Origin of the sequence: Pseudomonas sp. MPB26 (assembly GCF_046605355.1) — a bacterium.
Classification (GTDB): domain Bacteria; phylum Pseudomonadota; class Gammaproteobacteria; order Pseudomonadales; family Pseudomonadaceae; genus Aquipseudomonas; species Aquipseudomonas cedrina.
On record NZ_CP176793.1, the window covers coordinates 5,325,179 to 5,344,842 of the forward strand.

Below are 19,664 nucleotides of genomic sequence, written 5' to 3' on the forward strand. Positions count from 1 at the left end.
CTGAGGTTCTCGCCGGGCTGACCATCTCATTAGCGCTCTTGCCCCACCACTCGGTGCCTCGCCTAGGCTCGGCATGCCCGTAATCCGACATTTATTGAGGGGGGGCGCCGCCACGCGCCATCCATGGCGCGGGGCGGCTAAACCGGCGTCCTGCCGGTTTACCCCCCAAATCAATATCGAATTGCGGCCAGCGTGGTTGACGGGGCGCCTCAGATCAAGATCAAAAACAAAGCGCGGCGGCCTTAGAGCCGACCGGTATTCATGTCGAACTCGGTTCAAAATGTGGGAGCTGTCGAGCCCCAGCGAGGCTGCGAAGGCGGCGGCACTGCTGGCATTTTCTTCGCCTGACCCACCGCTTTCGCAGCCTCGCTAAAGCTCGACAGCTCCCACAGAGGGGGTGAAGTCAGCCTCTGAAAGTCGTGTAGATACCCATGGCCATCGCAGGCAAGCCAGCTCCCCACATAAGCCATTGCCGCTTACACACTCTCTTACATTGGGATCAACGCAACCAGTTGGTGCGCGCCAGTTCGATCACTTCATCCCCACGCCCACTCATCACCGCCTTGAGCATATACAGGCTGAACCCTTTGGCCTGCTCCAGCTTGATCGTCGGTGGCATCACCAACTCTTGGGTGGCCGTGACCACATCCACCAGCACCGGGCCGTCATGCGCCAGGGCGCGGCGCAGGGCCGGTTCGAGGTCTTCGGATTGCTCCACGCGGATGCCGAGGATGCCCATGGCGTTGGACATGGCCGCGAAGTCCGGGTTTTTCAGCTCTGTGCCAGCATCGAGGTAACCTGCCGCTTTCATTTCCATGGCGACAAAACCCAGCGATGAGTTATCGAACACGATGACTTTCACCGGCAGCTTCAGCTGCGCCAACGAGATGAAGTCGCCCATCAACATCGCGAAACCACCGTCTCCCGACATCGAAATCACCTGGCGACCGGGGAAGGCGGCCTGCGCGCCAATGGCCTGGGGCATGGCGTTGGCCATCGAGCCGTGGTTGAACGAACCGATCAGGCGGCGCTTGCCGTTCATTTTCAGATAGCGCGCAGCCCATACGGTCGGCGAGCCGACGTCGGCGGTGAAGATCGCATCGTCGTCTGCCAGTTCGCTGAGCAAGCGCGCCACATATTGGGGATGGATCGGCCGGTCGGCCTTGGACGGTTGCGCAAGGTCATCCAGCCCCTGGCGCGCTTTTTCGTAATGCTTCAAGGAAGTCTCGAGAAAGCTGCGGTCGGTCTTGCGCGTCAAGCGCGGCAGCAGGGCGCCGATGGTTTCGCTGACGTCGGCGGCAATCCCCAGGTCCAAGGTGGCGCGACGGCCGAGCGCCTGCGGATCGCGATCAACCTGGATGATGGTTGCATCGGTGGGGTAGAACTGGCGGTACGGAAAGTCGGTACCCAGCATGATCAACGTGTCGCAATCGAGCATGGCATGGTAACCGGAGCTGAAACCGATCAGGCCGGTCATGCCCACGTCGAACGGGTTATCCCACTCCACGTGTTCCTTGCCGCGCAGGGCATGCACCACCGGCGCGCCCAGCGCGTCAGCGAGCGCCACCACCTGGTCATGGGCACCGGCACAGCCGCTGCCGCACAGCAGGGTAGTCTTCTGGCTGCTTTGAAGGATCTCGGTGAGGCGTTGCAGGTCCTGTTCCGCAGGCAGTGTGCGCGGAGTGTGCAGGGCAGGCCATGGCTTGAGCTTGTCTTCCACTTCCAGCAGCGACACATCCCCCGGAATCACCACCACCGCCACCCCGCGATTGAGGATCGCCGAGCGCATGGCGCGGTGCAGCACCTGGGGCATTTGCTCGGGGTTGGTGACCAGTTCGATAAAGTGGCTGCACTCTTTGAACAGCTCCTGGGGATGGGTTTCCTGGAAGTAATTCAGGCCGATCTCCGAGGACGGAATCTGCGCGGCAATCGCCAGCACCGGTACATGGTTGCGATGGCAGTCGAACAGGCCATTGATCAAGTGCAAGTTACCCGGCCCGCAGCTGCCGGCGCAGACGGTCAGCTCACCGGTGGCGGCCGCTTCGGCCCCGGCGGCGAACGCCGCCACTTCTTCGTGGCGCACATGCATCCACTCGATGCTGTCCATGGTGCGCAGGGCGTCGGTGAGGCCATTGAGGCTGTCGCCGGTCAGGCCCCAGATGCGCTTGATGCCCGCCTGTTCAAGGGTGGTCGCCAACTGCTGGGCCAGGTTGATTTTCGCCATGAAGAACTCCAATCGTCAGTGAGGTTAAAAACTGTGAGATCAATAGGGGACAGTTCGATCATGGCGAATACTCCCGTGATTAATTGGACGTTTGTGTCATGGTCGCGCGGTATTGCCGGGTGCGCCGGACGATAAACCATTGGTCGCGCACCAGTGCCACGCAGGGGGCAACCTTGGCCTTGGGCAAGAGGCCGCGACTGAGGCGGCGCATCTGGTAGCGCACCACCGCGAGGGTGGCAAGCGACGCCAGAGGCTTGCGCTGCCAGTCGATCGGCTTGAGTTGCGGGTTGGGGTCGCGGCCTTCGCGCCAGTGGCGCAGCAACTGCGGTTCCAGCGTCAGGGCGGTGGCAATGCCCGCCATGGCGATGCCGCTGTCGAGCACTTGCTGCACGATGGGCAGGCGGCGAATACCACCGGTGACCATCAGCGGCATCTTGGCGATGGTTGCCATTTGCGCGGCGAATTCGAGGAAGTACGCCTCGCGGGCCAGGGTGCGACCGTCCCGTGCTTCGCCTTGCATGGCCGGGGCTTCGTAGCTGCCGCCGGACAATTCCAGCAAGTCGATGGGCAGCGGGTTGAGCATGTCGACCACGCGGCGCGCATCCGCTTCGTCGAAACCGCCACGCTGGAAATCCGCCGAATTGAGTTTGACCGCCACGCAGAACGACGGGCTGACCACGGCGCGCACGGCATTGATCACTTCCAGCAACAGGCGTGCGCGGTTCTCCAGCGGGCCACCCCAGCGGTCGGTGCGCTGGTTGCTCAAAGGCGACAGAAACTGGCTGAGCAGGTAACCGTGGGCGCCATGGATCTGCACGCCGGTGAACCCGGCTTTCTCGGCCAGGCGCGCGCTGGTGGCGAAGCGTTGGATCACGTCCTGGATCTGGTCTTCGCTCATCGCCTTGGGCTTGGCGAACATCTTGGAAAAACCGCCCAGGTCCAGCGCTATCGCGGAGGGCGCCAGCGCTTGCTGGCCGAGGTTGGCCATGGTCTGGCGCCCCGGATGGCTGAGCTGCACCCAGAAGTGCACGCCCTTGGCGCGGGCCACGTCCGCCCATTCGCGAAAGCTGTCCAGGTGCTGTTCATCTTCCAGGGCCACGCCGCCGGGGCCGGTCATGGCGCGGCGGTCGATCATCACGTTGCCGGTCAACAACAGGCCAGGCTCGCCGTCCGCCCAGGCCTTGTACAGCTGCTTCAATTGGCGCGAGGGGGCCTGGTTGGCATCCGCCATATTCTCCTCCATCGCGGCCTTGGCGATACGGTTGGCGATGACTTGGCCATTGGGCAGTTGCAAGGCTTCAAAAGGTGACATGGGTTGACTCCTGAGCGGGGGAGGCCCCAGGCTAAGCTTAAAGTTAACTTTAATGTCAAGCAGGCGTTGTGATGAACATAGGTGAGTTGGCAAAACAGAGTGGGCTGGCGGCGTCGCGTATCCGCTTCTATGAAGCCGAAGGGCTGATCAGCCAGGTGGGGCGCCAGGCCAATGGCTATCGGCGCTATGCACCGCAGGCGTTGCACACCCTGCAATTGATCCAGAGCGCGCAGCAAGCCGGCTTCACCTTGCAGGAACTCAAGGCGTTGATGCCCGCGCCGGGAGAGCATAAGCGCGAGGTGCTGATCGAAGCGCTTGAGCGCAAGGTGGCGCAGATCGAACAGATGCAGGCGCAGTTGGCCCATAGCAAGGCGCAGTTGCTGGGCGTGATCGAAGTGGTGCGGGCGCAGCCGGAAGGGGGTACGTGTTCAATGGGGCAGCAGCAGGTGCTGGCGTCGATCAAGTTCAACCCATGAAAAAGCCCTGGCATGCCAGGGCTTCTCTATAGCCTTAGGCTCAGCGCCGGCGAAACAGCGGCAGCGGTTCGTCCGTCGCGGCCTGGTACGTCACCGAGAAGTCCTTGAGGCTTTCCAGCGCTTCGTACGGGTCTTTGTCGGCGCGCAGGGCGAAGGCATCGAACCCGCAGCGGCGCAGGTAGAACAGCTGGTCGCGCAGTACATCGCCAATCGCCCGCAGCTCGCCTTTGTAACCGTAACGGTCACGCAGCAGCCGCGCGTTGGAGTAGTTGCGGCCGTCGGTGAAGGCCGGGAAGTTCAGGGCGATAACCTGGAAATGTTCCACGTCGTCACCGATCTCCTCGGCTTCTTCATCGGCGTCCAGCCATACACCCAGGCCGCCGTCGCGGGCCTTGAGGGCGTGGCCATGTTCGCGCCACAGCACCAACGGCACGATCAGGTCGTCGCAGTTGGAGATGCCGTCGAAGCTCGCGTCCTTGGGCAGCAGGTGCCAGGTTTCGTCGACGACTTCGTTGTTCTTAATGATTCGCTGCATAGACGCGCTCCTTGAACAGGTCAATGCCGATGCGCTGGTAGGTGTCGATGAAACGTTCATCTTCGGTGCGCTGTTCGATGTACACATCGATCAGCTTGCCGATCACCTCGGGCATGGCTTCCTGGGCGAAGGATGGGCCGAGGATCTTGCCCAGGCTCGCATCGCGGCTGGCGCTGCCACCCAGGGACACTTGGTAGAACTCTTCGCCTTTCTTGTCCACGCCCAGGATGCCGATATGGCCGACGTGGTGGTGGCCACAGGCGTTCATGCAGCCGGAGATGTTCAGGTCCAGCTCACCGATGTCGAACAGGTAGTCCAGGTCGTCGAAACGACGCTGGATCGATTCGGCGATCGGGATCGACTTGGCGTTGGCCAGGGAGCAGAAGTCGCCGCCCGGGCAGCAGATGATGTCGGTCAGCAGGCCGATGTTCGGCGTGGCGAAACCGCCTTCGCGCAGCTCGCCCCACAGTGTGAACAGTTGGCTCTGCTCGACGTCCGCGAGGATGATGTTCTGCTCGTGGGAGGTGCGCAGTTGGCCGAAGCTGTAGCGGTCGGCCAGGTCGGCGACGGCGTCGAGCTGCTTGTCGGTGATATCGCCAGGGGCGACACCGGTAGGCTTGAGCGACAGGGTCACCGCCACATAGCCCGGCTTCTTGTGCGCCAGGGTGTTGCGGCCACGCCAGCGGGCGAAACCCGGATGTTCTTTATCCAGCGCTGCCAACTCGGCGTCCTGATTGCTCAGGGCCTTGTATTGAGGGTCAACGAAATGCTTGGCCACGCGGTGCACTTCGGCTTCGGTCAGGGTGGTCTGGCCGCCGCGCAGGTGCTCCATTTCAGCGTCGACTTTCTGTGCGAACACTTCAGGGGTCAGCGCTTTTACCAGGATCTTGATCCGGGCCTTGTACTTGTTGTCACGACGGCCATAGCGGTTGTAGACCCGCAGGATGGCGTCGAGGTAGCTCAACAGGTCCTGCCACGGCAGGAACTCGTTAATGAACGCGCCGACCACCGGGGTACGCCCGAGGCCGCCACCGACCAGTACGCGAAAGCCCAGCTCGCCTGCGGCGTTGTGCACCGGCTCCAGGCCAATATCGTGCACTTCGATGGCGGCGCGGTCCGAGGTCGAGCCATTGATGGCGATCTTGAACTTGCGGGGCAGGTAAGCGAACTCGGGGTGGAACGTCGTCCATTGGCGGACGATTTCGCACCAGGGGCGTGGGTCGATCAGCTCGTCGGCGGCAACGCCTGCGAATTGGTCGGTGGTCACGTTGCGCAGGCAGTTACCGCTGGTCTGGATGGCGTGCATCTGCACGGTGGCCAGTTCAGCCAGGATGTCCGGCACATCTTCCAGCGCCGGCCAGTTGAACTGTACGTTCTGGCGGGTACTGATGTGGGCGTAGCCCTTGTCGAAGTCGCGGGCAATCTTGGCCATCATCCGCGTCTGGCGCGACGTCAGTTGGCCATAGGGCACGGCCACCCGCAGCATCGGCGCAAAGCGCTGAACGTAAAGGCCATTTTGCAGGCGCAGAGGGCGGAACTCTTCTTCGCTCAGTTCACCTGCCAGATAGCGTCGGGTCTGATCACGGAACTGCTTGACGCGGTCCTCGATGATGCGCTGATCGTATTCGTCGTATACGTACATATAGGTCCTGTTCTCGGCAAATCTGCGCGCACGGCCGCGCACTCCCAACGGGAGCCGGCGCACGATAACAGGTTGTGTTTATGCGCAAAAGTGATGTTTGAGTATATGCAAATAACCAAATCGACTATCTGGAATCACTCTCGCGATACCCACAGTTGTCATAAGGGCAAGTTTGAACTTTACTGTGATCGAGTCTTGATGCAGTCACCTATAAAACCGATAAGAGGCGATGCGATGAGCAATCCGACAAAAGCCCGTAAGCCCGACAGTACCGTGGACGCGTGGGCCATTCTGTTCCTGATTATCCTGGTGGTGGGCATTGCTGTGTTCTGGGTCAGCCACCAGTAAATATCACCAGTGACAAACCCATGTGGGAGCAGGCAAGCCAGCTCCCACATTTTTGATCCGGTTTACACCCCTGCCACGTGCAGCACCAGCTTGACGATGCCAAACAGCGTCAGCGCAAACACTGCGGTAAATAGAATGCCCAGAATCACAAAGTGGCTGGGCTTGCCATGGGTGAAGTCGCGTGCGCGGTTTTTACCGCTTTGCACGCCGAATGCTGCGGCGACCACGCTGTGCAGCATTTGCCAGAAGGTCGGAGGTTTGTGCTCGTCCATAGGTCCCTCACCACAAGGTGTGTGAGGAACAGCATAGACAATCCGACGGGCTTGAGCGCAGCGCGCCGCCTCTTTGCCTGGTCTGCTTCCCTGCCATAAGAGTGCACCGCTTTGGGGCGCCGTTGGCGTGGTTTTCTGAGGGTTCTTCATGACGAATCAGGAATCCGCGACATGCCCGTCCCTTCATTTCATGCTTCTTTCATCAAGGCCAACTTGCCTGGATGGATCAAGCACCTGGCTGCACCCGATATCCAGGCGTTGCACCGCGCCCGCGACCCGGTGCAGCAATTGCGGCAAGCGTTCCCCGAGCAATACGCTGCCGCCAGCCCGTCACTGCGTCAGGCGTTGATCGACAGCGGCGCACGGCGCCAGGCGTCAACCCAGGCGATGGCCACGGCGCTGAAGGCGTTTAAAGGCATCACCGAGTTCAGCGAGCCGCTGCTGCTCGAAGCCATGGGCAAGCAGTTCGATCTGGCGCCCGACGTCAACAACACTGTGCTTTACCATCTGCGTGCGTACCACCGTGTGGAGCAGCAATCGTTGCTGCAAGCGGCGCTGCACAATTTCGAGGCCGATGAGTCGTTTGACGATGTCGTGTTGCAGGAAACCAGCGGGCTGGCGCCAGCGGGCTCGCTGGAGCAGATTCTTTACGAAAAGCGCGATACCTATCCGTTTGGAAAAGTTCGCTATCACCTGCGCGACAGGTTGGCGATCAAGCCTGCGGCGTTCGCCAGCCTGTGCCGCCGGCTGGATCTGGGTAAACAGTACCAGGCACACCTGAGCGCTGTGTTTGAAGCGCCCGCTACCGCGGCGCAGGTGCGCCAGCAGATGATCGACGCCAACAAGGATACGTTGCGGGTCCAGGCCCATATCGCCCGGATGCGCGACGCAATCAGCGAAACGGCCCACACTACGTTGCTCGCGATACTCGATGGCTCGCCCGCGCCATCGTTTCATGGCTGGTCGGTGGCTTACAGCCAACTGAATCTGCTGGGGGCGGACGTGAACGACGTGGTCATTATCAGTACCGCCTTGCGCAGGCGGGCAGTCGTCACCGATTTCGTTCCTCCCAAAGTCAGGCAGTACGAGTCGCTGCTCGTTTCCAGTCGGATCATCGTGTACATCCCGGGCGACCCCCTGGCGCCGGTCAAGGAATACCGTTCGCTTGAGGCGTTTTTGACGGCGTTGGCGGTCAATTTGCGTTCATCCAACTACCAGCGCTTTTTCGCTGGGCTCTTGTCCCAGAATGAAGCGCCGACATTTTTTCAACGCCTCAAAAGCGAGTTGAAAGTCTTGCGGTGGAACCCGAATCCCGTGTACCCGGGCCCGAACTACAACCCTGCGGTCTTCATGCATGGAATTTACGAATCGGTCTGGAACGACGCTGTAAAACTGCACCCCAAAGAGTCATTCATAGAAACCGACGTGTTCGACCATCTCTACGCAAAGCACCTGGCACGGCTCAAGTCCAGCGCGAAGCTGCTGGCGGTGCCCACCGCTGAGGTTGACCACGCGGCCTGGACCCAGCGCCTGATGCATTGGGCCGAATGGGGGTTGAACGTACTCAACGTCGCCGCGTTCTTCGTGCCTGGGTTGGGCGAGGTGATGATGGCGGTCACCGCCTTGCAGCTCGGTTACGAGGTGTATCAAGGGGTCGAGGCGTGGAGCGCCGGCGACAGTGAGGAAGCCTGGGCGCACCTGACGTCGGTCATGCAGAACGTCGCGTACATGGCAGCGCTGGGCGCCGTGGCGGCCAAGGCGCCGCCGATCCTGCCGTCGAGGTTCGTCAATGGGATGGCACGGGTGCGGTCGCCTTTCGGCAAGCTGCGTTTGTGGCATCCCGATCTCTCTGTGTACAAGAGCAGCATTTCGCTCAAGGGCCTCAAACCCAATGCGCTGGGGCAGTACAAGGTCGCCGGCAAGACTTACATCACGCTGGAAGGTCATTCCTACGAAAAGATCTTCGACCCCGCGATCAAGCAATGGCGCATCAAGCATCCCCACGAAATAGATGCCTACCAGCCGATTTTGCGGCACAACGGTCACGGCGCCTGGCGCCATAGCCTGGAGCGACCGCTGGAGTGGCAGCGTCTGGCGCTGCTGCGGCGCACCGGGCCGCATATGGAGCGCTTTACCGACGCACAAGTGGAACAGATCGCCGAGGTCAGCGGCGTCAATGACGAAGCCCTGCGTGCGCTGCACGTGGATAATCAGGCGCCGTCCCCGGCGTTTGCGGAAGTGGCACGGTTGTACGAGGCCGACCGACAAGTGGACGAAGTGATCGGGCAAGTCCGCGAGGGAGCCAGAATGGGCGCGCCTGGCCAGTTCATGGTTCCACTGGCTGTGGAATTGCCGGGGTGGCCGCTTGAGGTGGGGATCGAGGTGTTAAGCAGCCCCGAATCCTGGGCGACGTCAAAACGCTACGGCGCGGTCAATGCAAAACAGTCGGTCAGCATTACCCGGTCAGAGGTCGCCGCCGGAAAGTTGCCGGAGAAAATCCTTGCAGCCCTCGACGAAACCCAGGCCAACCGTGTGCTGGGTCCTGACGCTGCCCAGCCGCACGTCGATCGTCTGCAACGGCTCAGGGACCGCTTGGCCGATCACGCACAAGGCCGAAGCAAGTCACTGTTCGACAGCCTCTTGAGTGGGCAAGCCGCGCCAGATGCCGACACCGGATTGCTTCAGCGCAGTTTTCGGTCACTGTCGCCAGAGGCCGCGCAGCCTGTACTGGCTGGTGCCAGCGCCGATGAGTTGAGCCAATTGCGCAGCACCGGGCGCGTTCCCCTGCGGCTGGCCAAGGCGATTCGCGTGCAGTTGCATCAGAGCGGCTTGAGTCGGGCGCTCGCCGGCCTGTACCTGGAAAACCTGGCGTCCACCGCCAGTGATCGGTTGGCCTTGCACAGCCTGGAGCACATGCCCGGCTGGCCGGCGGATATTCGGGTAGAAGTGCGCGCGTTTGGCATCAGCGGGCCGCTGGTGGACAGCATCGGCAGTGAGCAGGCGTTGTCGCGGTATTACCTGGTCAAGGAAGGGGATCGTTTTATAGCCATGGGCGCTGAGGGCAGGGCGTTGAACAGCGCTGCCGGGTATGGCCGCAATCTGTTTGAGTCGCTGCTGCACGTGGTGCCTGAGACATGGCGCCGTTCACTGGGGGAAACGCCGAGCGAAGCCTTGCGCCAGCAGGTGATCGACTACGCGTGCAGCAATCGTGAGGTCATGTCGCGAATCCTCAAGCGCGAAGCGCCCAGCGACGGTGCCGGACGCTTGCTGCGCACCCCGGGCCGGGTTGGCTACGCGGCCAGCGGTGATGTTGCGGGATTCGCGGATGCGCCACTGGTCGCCAGGGTGCGGGATATTTACCCCAATATCGATGATGACCAAGCGTTGCAATTCATCAGGAGCCGCCAGCTGGCGGGCGACAGCGATCAGCAGGTGTTCCATCTGTTGGAGAGCCGTCGCAGGGAGTTTGAAGGGTTAAACACGGTGCTGGAGAGTTGGGTCGAAAGTGCGGCATCGCAGTCTCGGTATGACTGGAACAGCCGACGTTCAGTCGCCAATCGAATCATTACCTGCTGGCGAGGCGGGCTTTATCGCGGGCAGACGCCTACGCACTGGCTCTCGCTGTCTGGCGCTGAAGAACTACCGACGTGGACCGCCGATTTTTCCCATGTGCGCACGTTGATGATAGACAGTCGCCAGGTGGCTGAAGGCACGCTTGTGCCACGCTTCAGCTCGTTGGCGAGACTCCAGATACAAGTCGGCGGGGAGGGCATGGCAGGCCTCGCCGACCAGTTGACTGCACTCAATCACATTACCGAGCTCGGACTTGAGCTGCAGGAAGGACTCACGACCTATTCACCGGCACTGACTCGGGCGCTCCAGGGCATGACCCAGTTGCAGGAGTTATACCTGCGCGGGAGCCTCCCGGTGCTGGACTACGGCGTCTACACGGCGTTGCGTAAGCTCACGCTGAGTGGAAACCTGCGCGATTGGCCGACCGGCCTTCTGGCGCTCGACAGGCTTGAGTCAGTGGATCTGTCGCTCACACGCATTTCATCGCTGCCCGATGCATTGTTCAGCGGGCACGAACGCCTATGGCGTGGCGTGTTGTTGAACTGGAAAGCCCTGGAACCGCAGGCGTTCATGCGGGCGTTCGAGTATCTCTATCAAAATCCGGCCCATCTGGTGGATGAGGCGAAGATGCTGGGGGATTACTGCAAGGGCCGCCTGGAGAGCATGGTGCCCCGCGATGAAGCCTTCGTGGTCAATGCCTTCGCCGCGCTTGAGCAAGAGGGGCTGTCGGGCCCTGCGCTGCTGGCCAGGGTCGAGGCACTGCATCAGGAATATCGCGACGTGGATGCCGCCTTGACGCAGTGGGGCAACCTGGCCGGTCCACGGGTGGCCGGTGTGCAAATGCCTGAACATGAGCGCGCGTTGCTGGCGGACAGGCTGCAAGCGTGTTGGCGCGACGCACAGCGGGCCAGGTTTGTACCCCGCGAGCCTGTGGCGGGGCCGTCCCGAGGCCGCTCGGAGGGCGGGATAGCAGAGACGCTGGACTTGACCGGGTACGGTGCTCCCGGAGACTTGCCGGCGTTGAACGACGCCGTCTTTGCGCACATACGCCGCCTGAAACTGGGCGGGCTCGACCTGACGACCACACAACTGAATGAGTTTCTGAGTCGGTTTCCTCAGCTTCGTGAACTTGATCTGAGTAGCAACCACCTCACCGAACTGCCCCAGGCCCTGGAAGCGCTGAGGCACCTCAGCGAGCTGAACCTGTCTGGCAATCAACTGACGATCACCACGCCGATACAGGCCCGGTTGAACCGCTTGAGTGCGCTGCAGCGCCTGGACCTCTCGCGAAATCGCGTTGGCAGCCTGACGGTTGCCTCGCTGACCGAGTTGATTTCGCTGAATCTGTCGAGAACGCAGATCACGGCATGGCCTGAAGGCGTGCTGAGCCTGCCACGGCTGCGCTTCCTTGACCTGAGTTACAGCGCGGTCAACAACATTCCGGAGGCCGTGTGGGTGGGGCATGACGTCCTGCTGGCAGGCACTGCTTTGCGCGGTTGCCAGTTAAGCCCGCAGGCGCTCGCCAGGGCGCAGGCGTTCGCCACCAGTACCGGCCCCGGAACACCGTTGGCGACCATGTTCGTCAACCCGTTGGGGATCGAGCGAGGCTTGCTGGCCGCCGGCAGGACCGGCGGCGAACCGGAGTTCTTCCCGGTGGAGGTCGCGCAGCACCCCGATCTGCTGCTGCCAGCGCCTGGCGCAGAGCCAGAGCTGCCTTTGACCTCCGCCGAGCGCCTGCAGCGGCTTGATCCACAGCTTGATACCGCCCAAGCCGTTCAGCGAATCGACACCTGGCTCGCGCAAGAAGTGGGCGCCATGGACATTGAAGCCGCGTTGCTGCGGTGGCAGACGCAGCACGCGACAATGGTCCGGGATCTGAATGCCTGGATCGATCGCCCTGCGACGCGTATCCGTGAGGGCTGGGCGAACGCCACCGACCGTCGGCGTGCCGCTGATCGCCTGCTGTCCTGCTGGCGAGAAGCGCTGCGCGACGTGTCTGTCACGGGGGCCGCAGCTTCCCGGAGCGTTGACTTGAGCGGCCTTAACCTGGGCGACCTGCCGGAGCTGGAGGTCAGTTTCAGCCACGTTGATGCGCTGGACTTGAGCGGTTCAGTGCTTACGGGTGTGCCAGATGCATTTCTGCAGGCTTTTCCACGGTTGAACCGCTTGATGCTTAATGGCAACCCGCTGGGTGAATTGTCCGAATCCGTAACGCAGCTGACCGACCTTACCCAGTTGGGTGTCAACAATAACGGGCTGACGGAGAGCGGACCGTTGCAACGCGTCCTGCGAACCTTGCCGCGTTTGCAAACACTGGACCTGGGCGGGAACCAACTGCTTGAGTTTGACGTGACGGGCCTTGATCGCTTGCAACACCTCGATTTGAACCGCAATCGGTTGACCGACTGGCCGGCAGGTGCTCTGGAGGCCCCCGCGCTGAGGCGTCTCAACCTGCGGGGCAACGAGTTTGAGACGATCCCTCGCACCGCGTTTGAACCGCAACATGCAGACTTGATGGAGGGCACTGACTTGTCCGATAACCCGTTGATGGCGGAAGAACTGGTTGCGCTACGTGAACACCTGCGCGAAACCGGACAAGGGTTGGGTTTTACCGCCGGGCAGATCGACCGCGAATTGTTAGCCAACGACCCTGATTTTTTTGACGATGAGGGCGCTGACGTTCACCCTGAGCTGGAAGATCAGCCCACTCAGAAAAATCGCTGGTTTGAGGGCGTAGCGGCAGATTCCGAGAAGCACGAGATGTGGGATGCGGTGATGGCCGCCGACCAGACGGGGGATTTCGCCAATATTCTTGCGCAACTGCGCCACACCCACGACTTTATGCAGGATCGCGCCGGCCTTGCCGAGCGGGTCTGGGACGTTGTCGAGGGCGCGTATGCCGATCCGGCCCTGCGTGAACGGCTGATGAGCATCGCCCGGGCGTCGAGGCATCGCGAGACCTGCGGGGATGGCCGTATGTTGTTGTTCAACGCATTGGAGGTGGAGGTGTATGAAGTCAAGGCCTTGCGGGAAATTGACCCCACCGACAAAGGCCGTGCCTTGCTCAACCTCTCCAGGGGACTGTTCCGTCTGGCCGAGTTGGAAGCGATCGCCAGCGAGCGCATTCGACTCAACCCGGCCACCGACCCCGCCGAGATTCGTCTGGCTTACCGAGTCGGTCTGGCCCAGCGCCTGGCGCTGCCGAAGCAGCCCAAGGGCATGATTTATCGATCCCTGTCACGGGTGGTGCAGGCGGATCTGGACGCGGCTTACCAGCATATTCTCGCGCAGGAGCAGACACCGGCATTCGAGGAACAACTGATTGCGCGCCCGTACTGGAAACAGTACTTGCAGGACAAATATCCCGACGACTTCGCCAGGCTGCAACAAGTCCTTGAAAGCGAAGCCTCGGCGCTGGAAGACCAATACCCCGAGATCAACCCGGAGTATCTGCAGAAAATGGACACCCTGCAGAAGGCCAACGAGGATGAACGGCAGGCCTTGATGACTCAGCTGTCAGCGCGCGAAATCGCCGCGCTGGGCCGTTAGTCAATCAGTTGTCGTACCCCAGGTTCGGTGCCAGCCAGCGCTCGGTCACGGCCAGGTCCTGACCCTTGCGCGCGGTGTAGCTTTGCACCTGGTCCTTGTCGACCTTGCCCACGGCAAAGTACTGCGCCTGCGGGTGGGCGAAGTACCAGCCGCTGACTGCCGCCGCTGGGAACATCGCGTAGTGTTCGGTGAGGAACACGCCGCTGCGGCCGGCGTGCATCTCCCGCGCCTCGGGGTCGAGCAGCTGGAACAACTGGGCTTTCTCGGTGTGGTCCGGGCACGCCGGGTAGCCGGGGGCAGGGCGGATGCCGCTGTACTGCTCTTTGATCAGTGCTTCGTTATCCAACTGTTCGTCCTTGGCATAACCCCAGTAATCCTTGCGCACCTGCTGGTGCAGCCACTCGGCGCAGGCCTCGGCCAAGCGGTCGGCCAGGGCCTTGACCATGATCGAATTGTAATCGTCGCCCGCATCCTGATAAGCCTTGGCCACTTCTTCGGCGCCGATGCCGGCGGTGGTGATGAAACCACCGATGTAGTCCGTCACGCCGCTGTCTTTGGGCGCCACGAAGTCGGCCAGGGAGAAGTTCGGCTTGCCGTCGGTCTTGATGATCTGCTGGCGCAGATGGTGCAGCTTTGCGATCGGCTGGCCGTCGTCGCCATAGACTTCCAGGTCATCGTCCTGCACCTGGTTGGTCGGCCAGAAACCAAATACGGCACGGGCGCTGATGAGCTTTTCGTCGATCAGCTTGCGCAGCATTTCCTGGGCGTCGGCGTACAACGCGGTGGCGGCTTCACCCACCACTTCATCGGTAAGGATGCGCGGGAATTTGCCGGCCAGGTCCCAGGAGATAAAGAACGGCGTCCAGTCGATGTAGTCGGCCAGGACGTTGAGGTCGATATTGTCCAGCACCTTGGCGCCGGTAAACGTCGGCACCACCGGGGTGTAGCTGCTCCAGTCGAACTGCGGCTTCTTGGCGATCGCCGCCGGGTAGCTCAGGCGTTCGGTGCGGGCGCTGCGGTTGGAGGTGCGCTCACGCACATCGATGTATTCCAGGCGGGTCTTCTCGACAAATGCCGGCTTCAATTCCTTGGACAGCAACTGCGTGGCCACGCCCACCGCGCGGGAAGCGTCGGTCACGTAGATGACGGCGTCATTGCTGTACTTGGGTTCGATCTTAACCGCCGTGTGGGCCTTGGAGGTGGTGGCGCCACCGATCATCAACGGCAGGTGGAAGTCCTGGCGCTGCATCTCGCGGGCCACATGCACCATCTCGTCCAGGGACGGCGTGATCAGGCCGGACAGCCCGATGATGTCGCACTTCTGTTCCTTGGCCACCTGCAGGATTTTCTCCGCCGGCACCATCACGCCGAGGTCGACGATGTCATAACCATTACAGCCGAGCACCACGCCGACAATGTTCTTGCCGATGTCGTGCACGTCGCCCTTCACCGTGGCCATCAGGATCTTGCCCTTGGCTTCGGGCTTGTCGCCTTTTTCCAACTCGATGAACGGGATCAAGTGGGCCACGGCCTGTTTCATCACGCGGGCGGACTTCACCACCTGAGGCAGGAACATCTTGCCCGCGCCGAACAGGTCGCCGACGATGTTCATGCCGGACATCAGCGGGCCTTCGATCACTTCGATCGGGCGCGCGAACGACAGCCGGGACTCCTCGGTGTCTTCGACAATGTGCGTGGTAATGCCCTTGACCAGCGCGTGTTCCAGGCGCTTGTTCACCGGCCAGCCACGCCATTCTTCGGTCTCGGCTTCCTTGACGCTGCCGTCGCCCTTGTATTTATCGGCGATGGCGAGGAGGGCGTCGGTGCCTTCCGGGGTGCGGTTGAGCACCACGTCTTCCACCGCATCACGCAGCTCGGCCTGGATCTGATCGTAGATCTCCAACTGGCCGGCGTTGACGATACCCATGGTCAGGCCGTTGCGGATCGCATATAGCAGGAACACCGAGTGGATCGCCTCACGCACCGGGTTGTTGCCACGGAACGAGAACGACACGTTGGACACGCCGCCGGAGGTCAGCGCATACGGCAGCTCGTCGCGGATATAGGCGCAGGCGTTGATGAAATCGACGGCGTAGTTGTTGTGCTCTTCGATGCCGGTGGCGACCGCGAAGATGTTTGGGTCGAAGATGATGTCTTCCGGCGGAAAGCCGACTTCATTGACCAGGATGTCGTAGGAGCGTTTGCAGATTTCCTTCTTGCGCGCCTCGGTGTCGGCCTGGCCGGCTTCGTCGAACGCCATCACCACCACGGCCGCGCCGTAGCGCTTGCACAGCTTGGCGTGGTGAATGAACTGCTCCACGCCTTCCTTCATGCTGATGGAGTTGACGATGCCCTTGCCCTGGATGCACTTGAGGCCGGCCTCGATCACTTCCCACTTGGAGGAGTCGATCATGATCGGCACACGGGAGATGTCCGGTTCGCCGGCGATCAGGTTGAGGAAGGTCACCATGGCCTTCTTCGAATCCAGCATGCCCTCGTCCATGTTGATGTCGATCACCTGGGCGCCGGCTTCCACCTGCTGCAGGGCGACTTCGAGGGCTTCGGTGTAGTTGTCTTCACGGATCAGGCGGGCAAAGCGTGCGGAGCCGGTGATGTTGGTGCGCTCACCGACGTTGACGAACAATGAGCTGCGATCAATGGTGAACGGCTCCAGGCCCGACAGGCGGCAGGCCTTGGGGATGTTCGGGATTGGGCGCGGCGCGTAACCGGCCACGGCCTTGGCGATGGCTTCGATATGGCCCGGCGTGGTGCCGCAGCAGCCGCCGACGATATTGAGAAAGCCGCTCTGGGCGAATTCTTCGATGACCTTGGCGGTTTCCGACGGCAATTCATCGTACTCGCCGAATTCGTTGGGCAGGCCGGCGTTGGGGTGCGCAGACACATGGGTGTTGGCCTTGTTGGACAACTCCTCCAGGTACGGACGCAGTTCGCTGGCGCCCAGGGCGCAGTTCAGGCCCACCGAAATCGGCTTGGCGTGGGCGACGGAGTTCCAGAACGCTTCGGTGGTCTGGCCCGAGAGGGTGCGGCCGGACGCATCGGTGATGGTGCCGGAGATCATGATCGGCAGTTCGATAGCCAGCGCTTCGAACACGCCCTGCACGGCGAAGATCGCGGCTTTGGCGTTGAGGGTGTCGAAGATGGTTTCGATCAGGATCAGGTCGGCGCCGCCCTCGATCAGGCCCTGGGTGGCCTCGGTGTAGTTTTCCACCAGCTCATCGAAGGTCACGTTGCGGTAGCCGGGGTTGTTCACGTCCGGCGACAACGAGCAGGTGCGGCTGGTAGGGCCGAGCACGCCAGCGACGAAGCGCGGCTTGGCAGGGTTCTCGGCCGTCTTGGCGTCGGCTATTTTGCGTGCCAGACGTGCGCCTTCCACGTTGAGTTCGTAGGCCAGTTCTTCCATGCCGTAGTCGGCCATGGAGATGCGGGTGGCGTTGAAGGTGTTGGTCTCAAGGATGTCGGCGCCGGCATCCAGGTAGGCTTTTTCAATGCCGCCGATCACGTCCGGACGGGTGATCACCAGCAGGTCGTTGTTGCCCTTGACGTCGCTCGGCCAATCGGCGAAGCGTTTGCCACGGTAGTCCTGCTCCTCGAGCTTGTAGCTCTGGATCATCGTGCCCATGCCGCCGTCGAGGATCAGGATACGTTCCTTGAGGGCTTGATGAAGGGCTTGCAGACGAACGCTACGATCGGACATGGGACTACTCTGGTCAGGCATTACGGAGGGCATGAATCATAACAAACCTGTGCCGATTTGGAGCATGTGGGCAATTTGCATGAATCTGGCTCATGTTTGGAGGCGTAATGATTCGATCAAAACACGGGTATATCCATCACAACGACACCTGAATTGGACATGCGCCGCCATGAGCACCTATAACTACTCTCATTGATCCGGTCATCTCTCTAAGCGGGTGCTGAAGCAGTCGGATATTTGCCTTGCAGGATTGGGAAAAGGTACTCCGGCATGTTGATTTCAGTGCAGGCATTACGCGCCTTCGCTGCATGGATTGTGGTGGGTGTGCACTTCATGCAGTTATTTTTCGACTTTGAGGCCCATAACGCGTTGGAGTACCTGGTGGCCGATAAAGGCGGTATCGGAGTCGATATTTTTTTTGTCATCAGTGGTTTTGTGATCTTCCTTGCGACTGCGGACAAAGCGCTGACCCCTTGGCGCTTCATGCTTATGCGTGTGGCGAGAATCGTTCCTGCGTACTGGTTCTATACCTTGATCATGGTGCTTCTGGTGGCGGCCTTGCCCTCGATGTTTCCCTATGAGCAGTTGGAGTTGAGTTATGTGCTCATGTCGCTGCTGTTCATCGCTGCTCCAAGCGAACCGGGTGTGGAGGTCTATCCACTATTGGGTGTCGGGTGGACTCTGAATTTCGAGATGTTGTTCTATGCGCTGTTCTCCTTCGCGCTGCTGGTGCGCGAGTCCTTTCGGCTGTGGGTAGTGGCAACCCTGCTGTGTCTGGTGTGCTACATCGGCCCAGACCTGGGCTTGGCCAGCGGTTTTTACAGCAACGGCATCGTCTTGGAGTTCCTGATGGGCATAGTGATCGGCATGCTGTATCGCCGTGGGCTGTGCCGATCCAGGCCGTGGCTGCCGTTACTGGGCATCGTGGTTGCGTCAATGGCGGTTTATTACGGGGCGGATATACCGCGTGCATTGGAATGGGGCGTACCCAGCGCGGTATTGGTCATTAGTTGTGTAGCGCTGGAGCCTTACTTTCAGGGGGCGCGGTTTTTGAAGGTGCTCGGAGATTGTTCCTATTCGGTGTATTTGATCCATGTGCCGGTACTCGCCGTTGGGCAATTTGTTGCCGAACGCATGGGAATAAATCCCTACGCCATGTTGCTGGTATGCGTCACAGTGACGGCAGTGGGCGCATATGGCAGCTACCAATGGCTGGAACAGCGCACTTATCGCACGCTCAAGCATTGGTTTGGTGTTGAAGACAGAGCGATTATTTCCCGACAAAAATACTAGGACTTTGTACCTCTGTAATGATTTGGCGTAAACTGCGGGCAAGCCTGTGAGGAGTTTCCATGACTGCCATTACCATTACCGACGCCGCCCATGATTACCTGGCTGACCTGCTGTCCAAGCAGAACACCCCAGGTATCGGCATTCGCGTCTTTATCACCCAGCCCGGCACCCAGTACGCCGAGACTTGCATTGCCTACTGCAAGCCCGGCGAAGAGAAGCCTGAAGACACTGCCCTGGGGCTGAAAAGCTTCACCGCGTATATCGATGCCTTCAGCGAAGCCTTCCTGGATGACGCCGTGGTCGACTACGCCACTGATCGCATGGGCGGCCAGTTGACCATCAAGGCGCCGAACGCCAAGGTGCCCAATGTCAACGCCGACAGCCCGGTCAACGAGCGCATCAACTACTACCTGCAAACCGAGATCAACCCCGGGCTGGCCAGCCATGGCGGCCAGGTCAGCCTGATCGATGTGGTTGAGGACGGCATTGCGGTGCTCAAGTTCGGCGGCGGCTGCCAGGGCTGTGGCCAGGCGGATGTGACCCTGCGCGAAGGCATTGAGCGCACGCTGCTTGAGCGTATTCCAGAGCTTAAGGGTGTGCGTGACGTGACCGACCACACGCAGAAAGAAAACGCCTACTACTGAGTAAGGTGTTCACTGCGGACAAAAAAACGGCGCCCCGTGAGCGCCGTTTTTTTATGTTTTAAATTCAAGGTCTTGCGATAT

General features: G+C 61.0%; 10 protein-coding genes. 4 read left to right on the forward strand and 6 right to left on the reverse strand.

Features of this window, described 5'->3' with window-relative positions:
• Nucleotides 1–499: 499 nt before the first annotated feature.
• Nucleotides 500–2,224 carry a ubiquinone-dependent pyruvate dehydrogenase gene (poxB, locus tag ACLH0H_RS24310; RefSeq protein ID WP_411379968.1) on the reverse strand — a complete coding sequence of 575 codons (1,725 nt, stop codon included), beginning with the start codon at nucleotides 2,222–2,224 and terminating at the stop codon, nucleotides 500–502.
• Between the two features lie 79 nt (nucleotides 2,225–2,303).
• On the reverse strand, nucleotides 2,304–3,536 hold the full coding sequence (locus ACLH0H_RS24315; protein WP_411379969.1) for an NADH:flavin oxidoreductase/NADH oxidase family protein: 1,233 nt from the start codon (nucleotides 3,534–3,536) through the stop codon (nucleotides 2,304–2,306).
• A gap of 71 nt (nucleotides 3,537–3,607) precedes the next feature.
• On the opposite strand from ACLH0H_RS24315, the gene ACLH0H_RS24320 reads away from it, so the two are divergent.
• Nucleotides 3,608–4,012: a MerR family transcriptional regulator gene (locus ACLH0H_RS24320; protein ID WP_411379970.1), complete on the forward strand. Its 405-nt coding sequence runs from the start codon at nucleotides 3,608–3,610 to the stop codon at nucleotides 4,010–4,012.
• A 40-nt stretch (nucleotides 4,013–4,052) separates the two neighbouring features.
• Here the strand turns inward: ACLH0H_RS24320 and ACLH0H_RS24325 are convergent, their stop codons facing one another.
• The 3 genes from ACLH0H_RS24325 to ACLH0H_RS24335 all read right to left on the reverse strand — a co-directional run bounded on the left by ACLH0H_RS24325 (nucleotide 4,053) and on the right by ACLH0H_RS24335 (nucleotide 6,809).
• A complete protein-coding gene (locus ACLH0H_RS24325; RefSeq protein ID WP_186691424.1) occupies nucleotides 4,053–4,547 on the reverse strand; it encodes a DUF934 domain-containing protein in 495 nt (164 codons plus the stop codon).
• Nucleotides 4,531–6,189 carry a nitrite/sulfite reductase gene (locus ACLH0H_RS24330; protein ID WP_411379971.1) on the reverse strand — a complete coding sequence of 553 codons (1,659 nt, stop codon included), beginning with the start codon at nucleotides 6,187–6,189 and terminating at the stop codon, nucleotides 4,531–4,533. The genes ACLH0H_RS24325 and ACLH0H_RS24330 overlap by 17 nt, the downstream gene beginning before the upstream one ends.
• Before the next feature lie 410 nt (nucleotides 6,190–6,599).
• A complete protein-coding gene (locus ACLH0H_RS24335) occupies nucleotides 6,600–6,809 on the reverse strand; it encodes a DUF2970 domain-containing protein (protein ID WP_411379972.1) in 210 nt (69 codons plus the stop codon).
• Between the two features lie 171 nt (nucleotides 6,810–6,980).
• On the opposite strand from ACLH0H_RS24335, the gene ACLH0H_RS24340 reads away from it, so the two are divergent.
• A complete protein-coding gene (locus ACLH0H_RS24340) occupies nucleotides 6,981–13,931 on the forward strand; it encodes an NEL-type E3 ubiquitin ligase domain-containing protein (RefSeq protein WP_411379973.1) in 6,951 nt (2,316 codons plus the stop codon).
• 4 nt (nucleotides 13,932–13,935) lie between these two features.
• Here ACLH0H_RS24340 and metH read toward each other — a convergent pair whose 3' ends face one another.
• The gene (gene metH / locus ACLH0H_RS24345; RefSeq protein ID WP_411379974.1) at nucleotides 13,936–17,646 is read right to left on the reverse strand and encodes a methionine synthase; all 3,711 of its coding nucleotides are present in this window, start codon (nucleotides 17,644–17,646) and stop codon (nucleotides 13,936–13,938) included.
• A 270-nt stretch (nucleotides 17,647–17,916) separates the two neighbouring features.
• On the opposite strand from metH, the gene ACLH0H_RS24350 reads away from it, so the two are divergent.
• Together ACLH0H_RS24350 and nfuA are read left to right on the forward strand one after the other, a co-directional pair.
• Nucleotides 17,917–18,939, forward strand: coding sequence for an acyltransferase family protein (locus tag ACLH0H_RS24350; protein WP_411379975.1), 1,023 nt, complete (start codon nucleotides 17,917–17,919; stop codon nucleotides 18,937–18,939).
• 59 nt (nucleotides 18,940–18,998) lie between these two features.
• Nucleotides 18,999–19,583 (forward strand): Fe-S biogenesis protein NfuA, encoded by a 585-nt coding sequence (gene nfuA / locus ACLH0H_RS24355; RefSeq protein WP_003173594.1) that lies wholly within the window; start codon nucleotides 18,999–19,001, stop codon nucleotides 19,581–19,583.
• Nucleotides 19,584–19,664 lie beyond the last annotated feature (81 nt).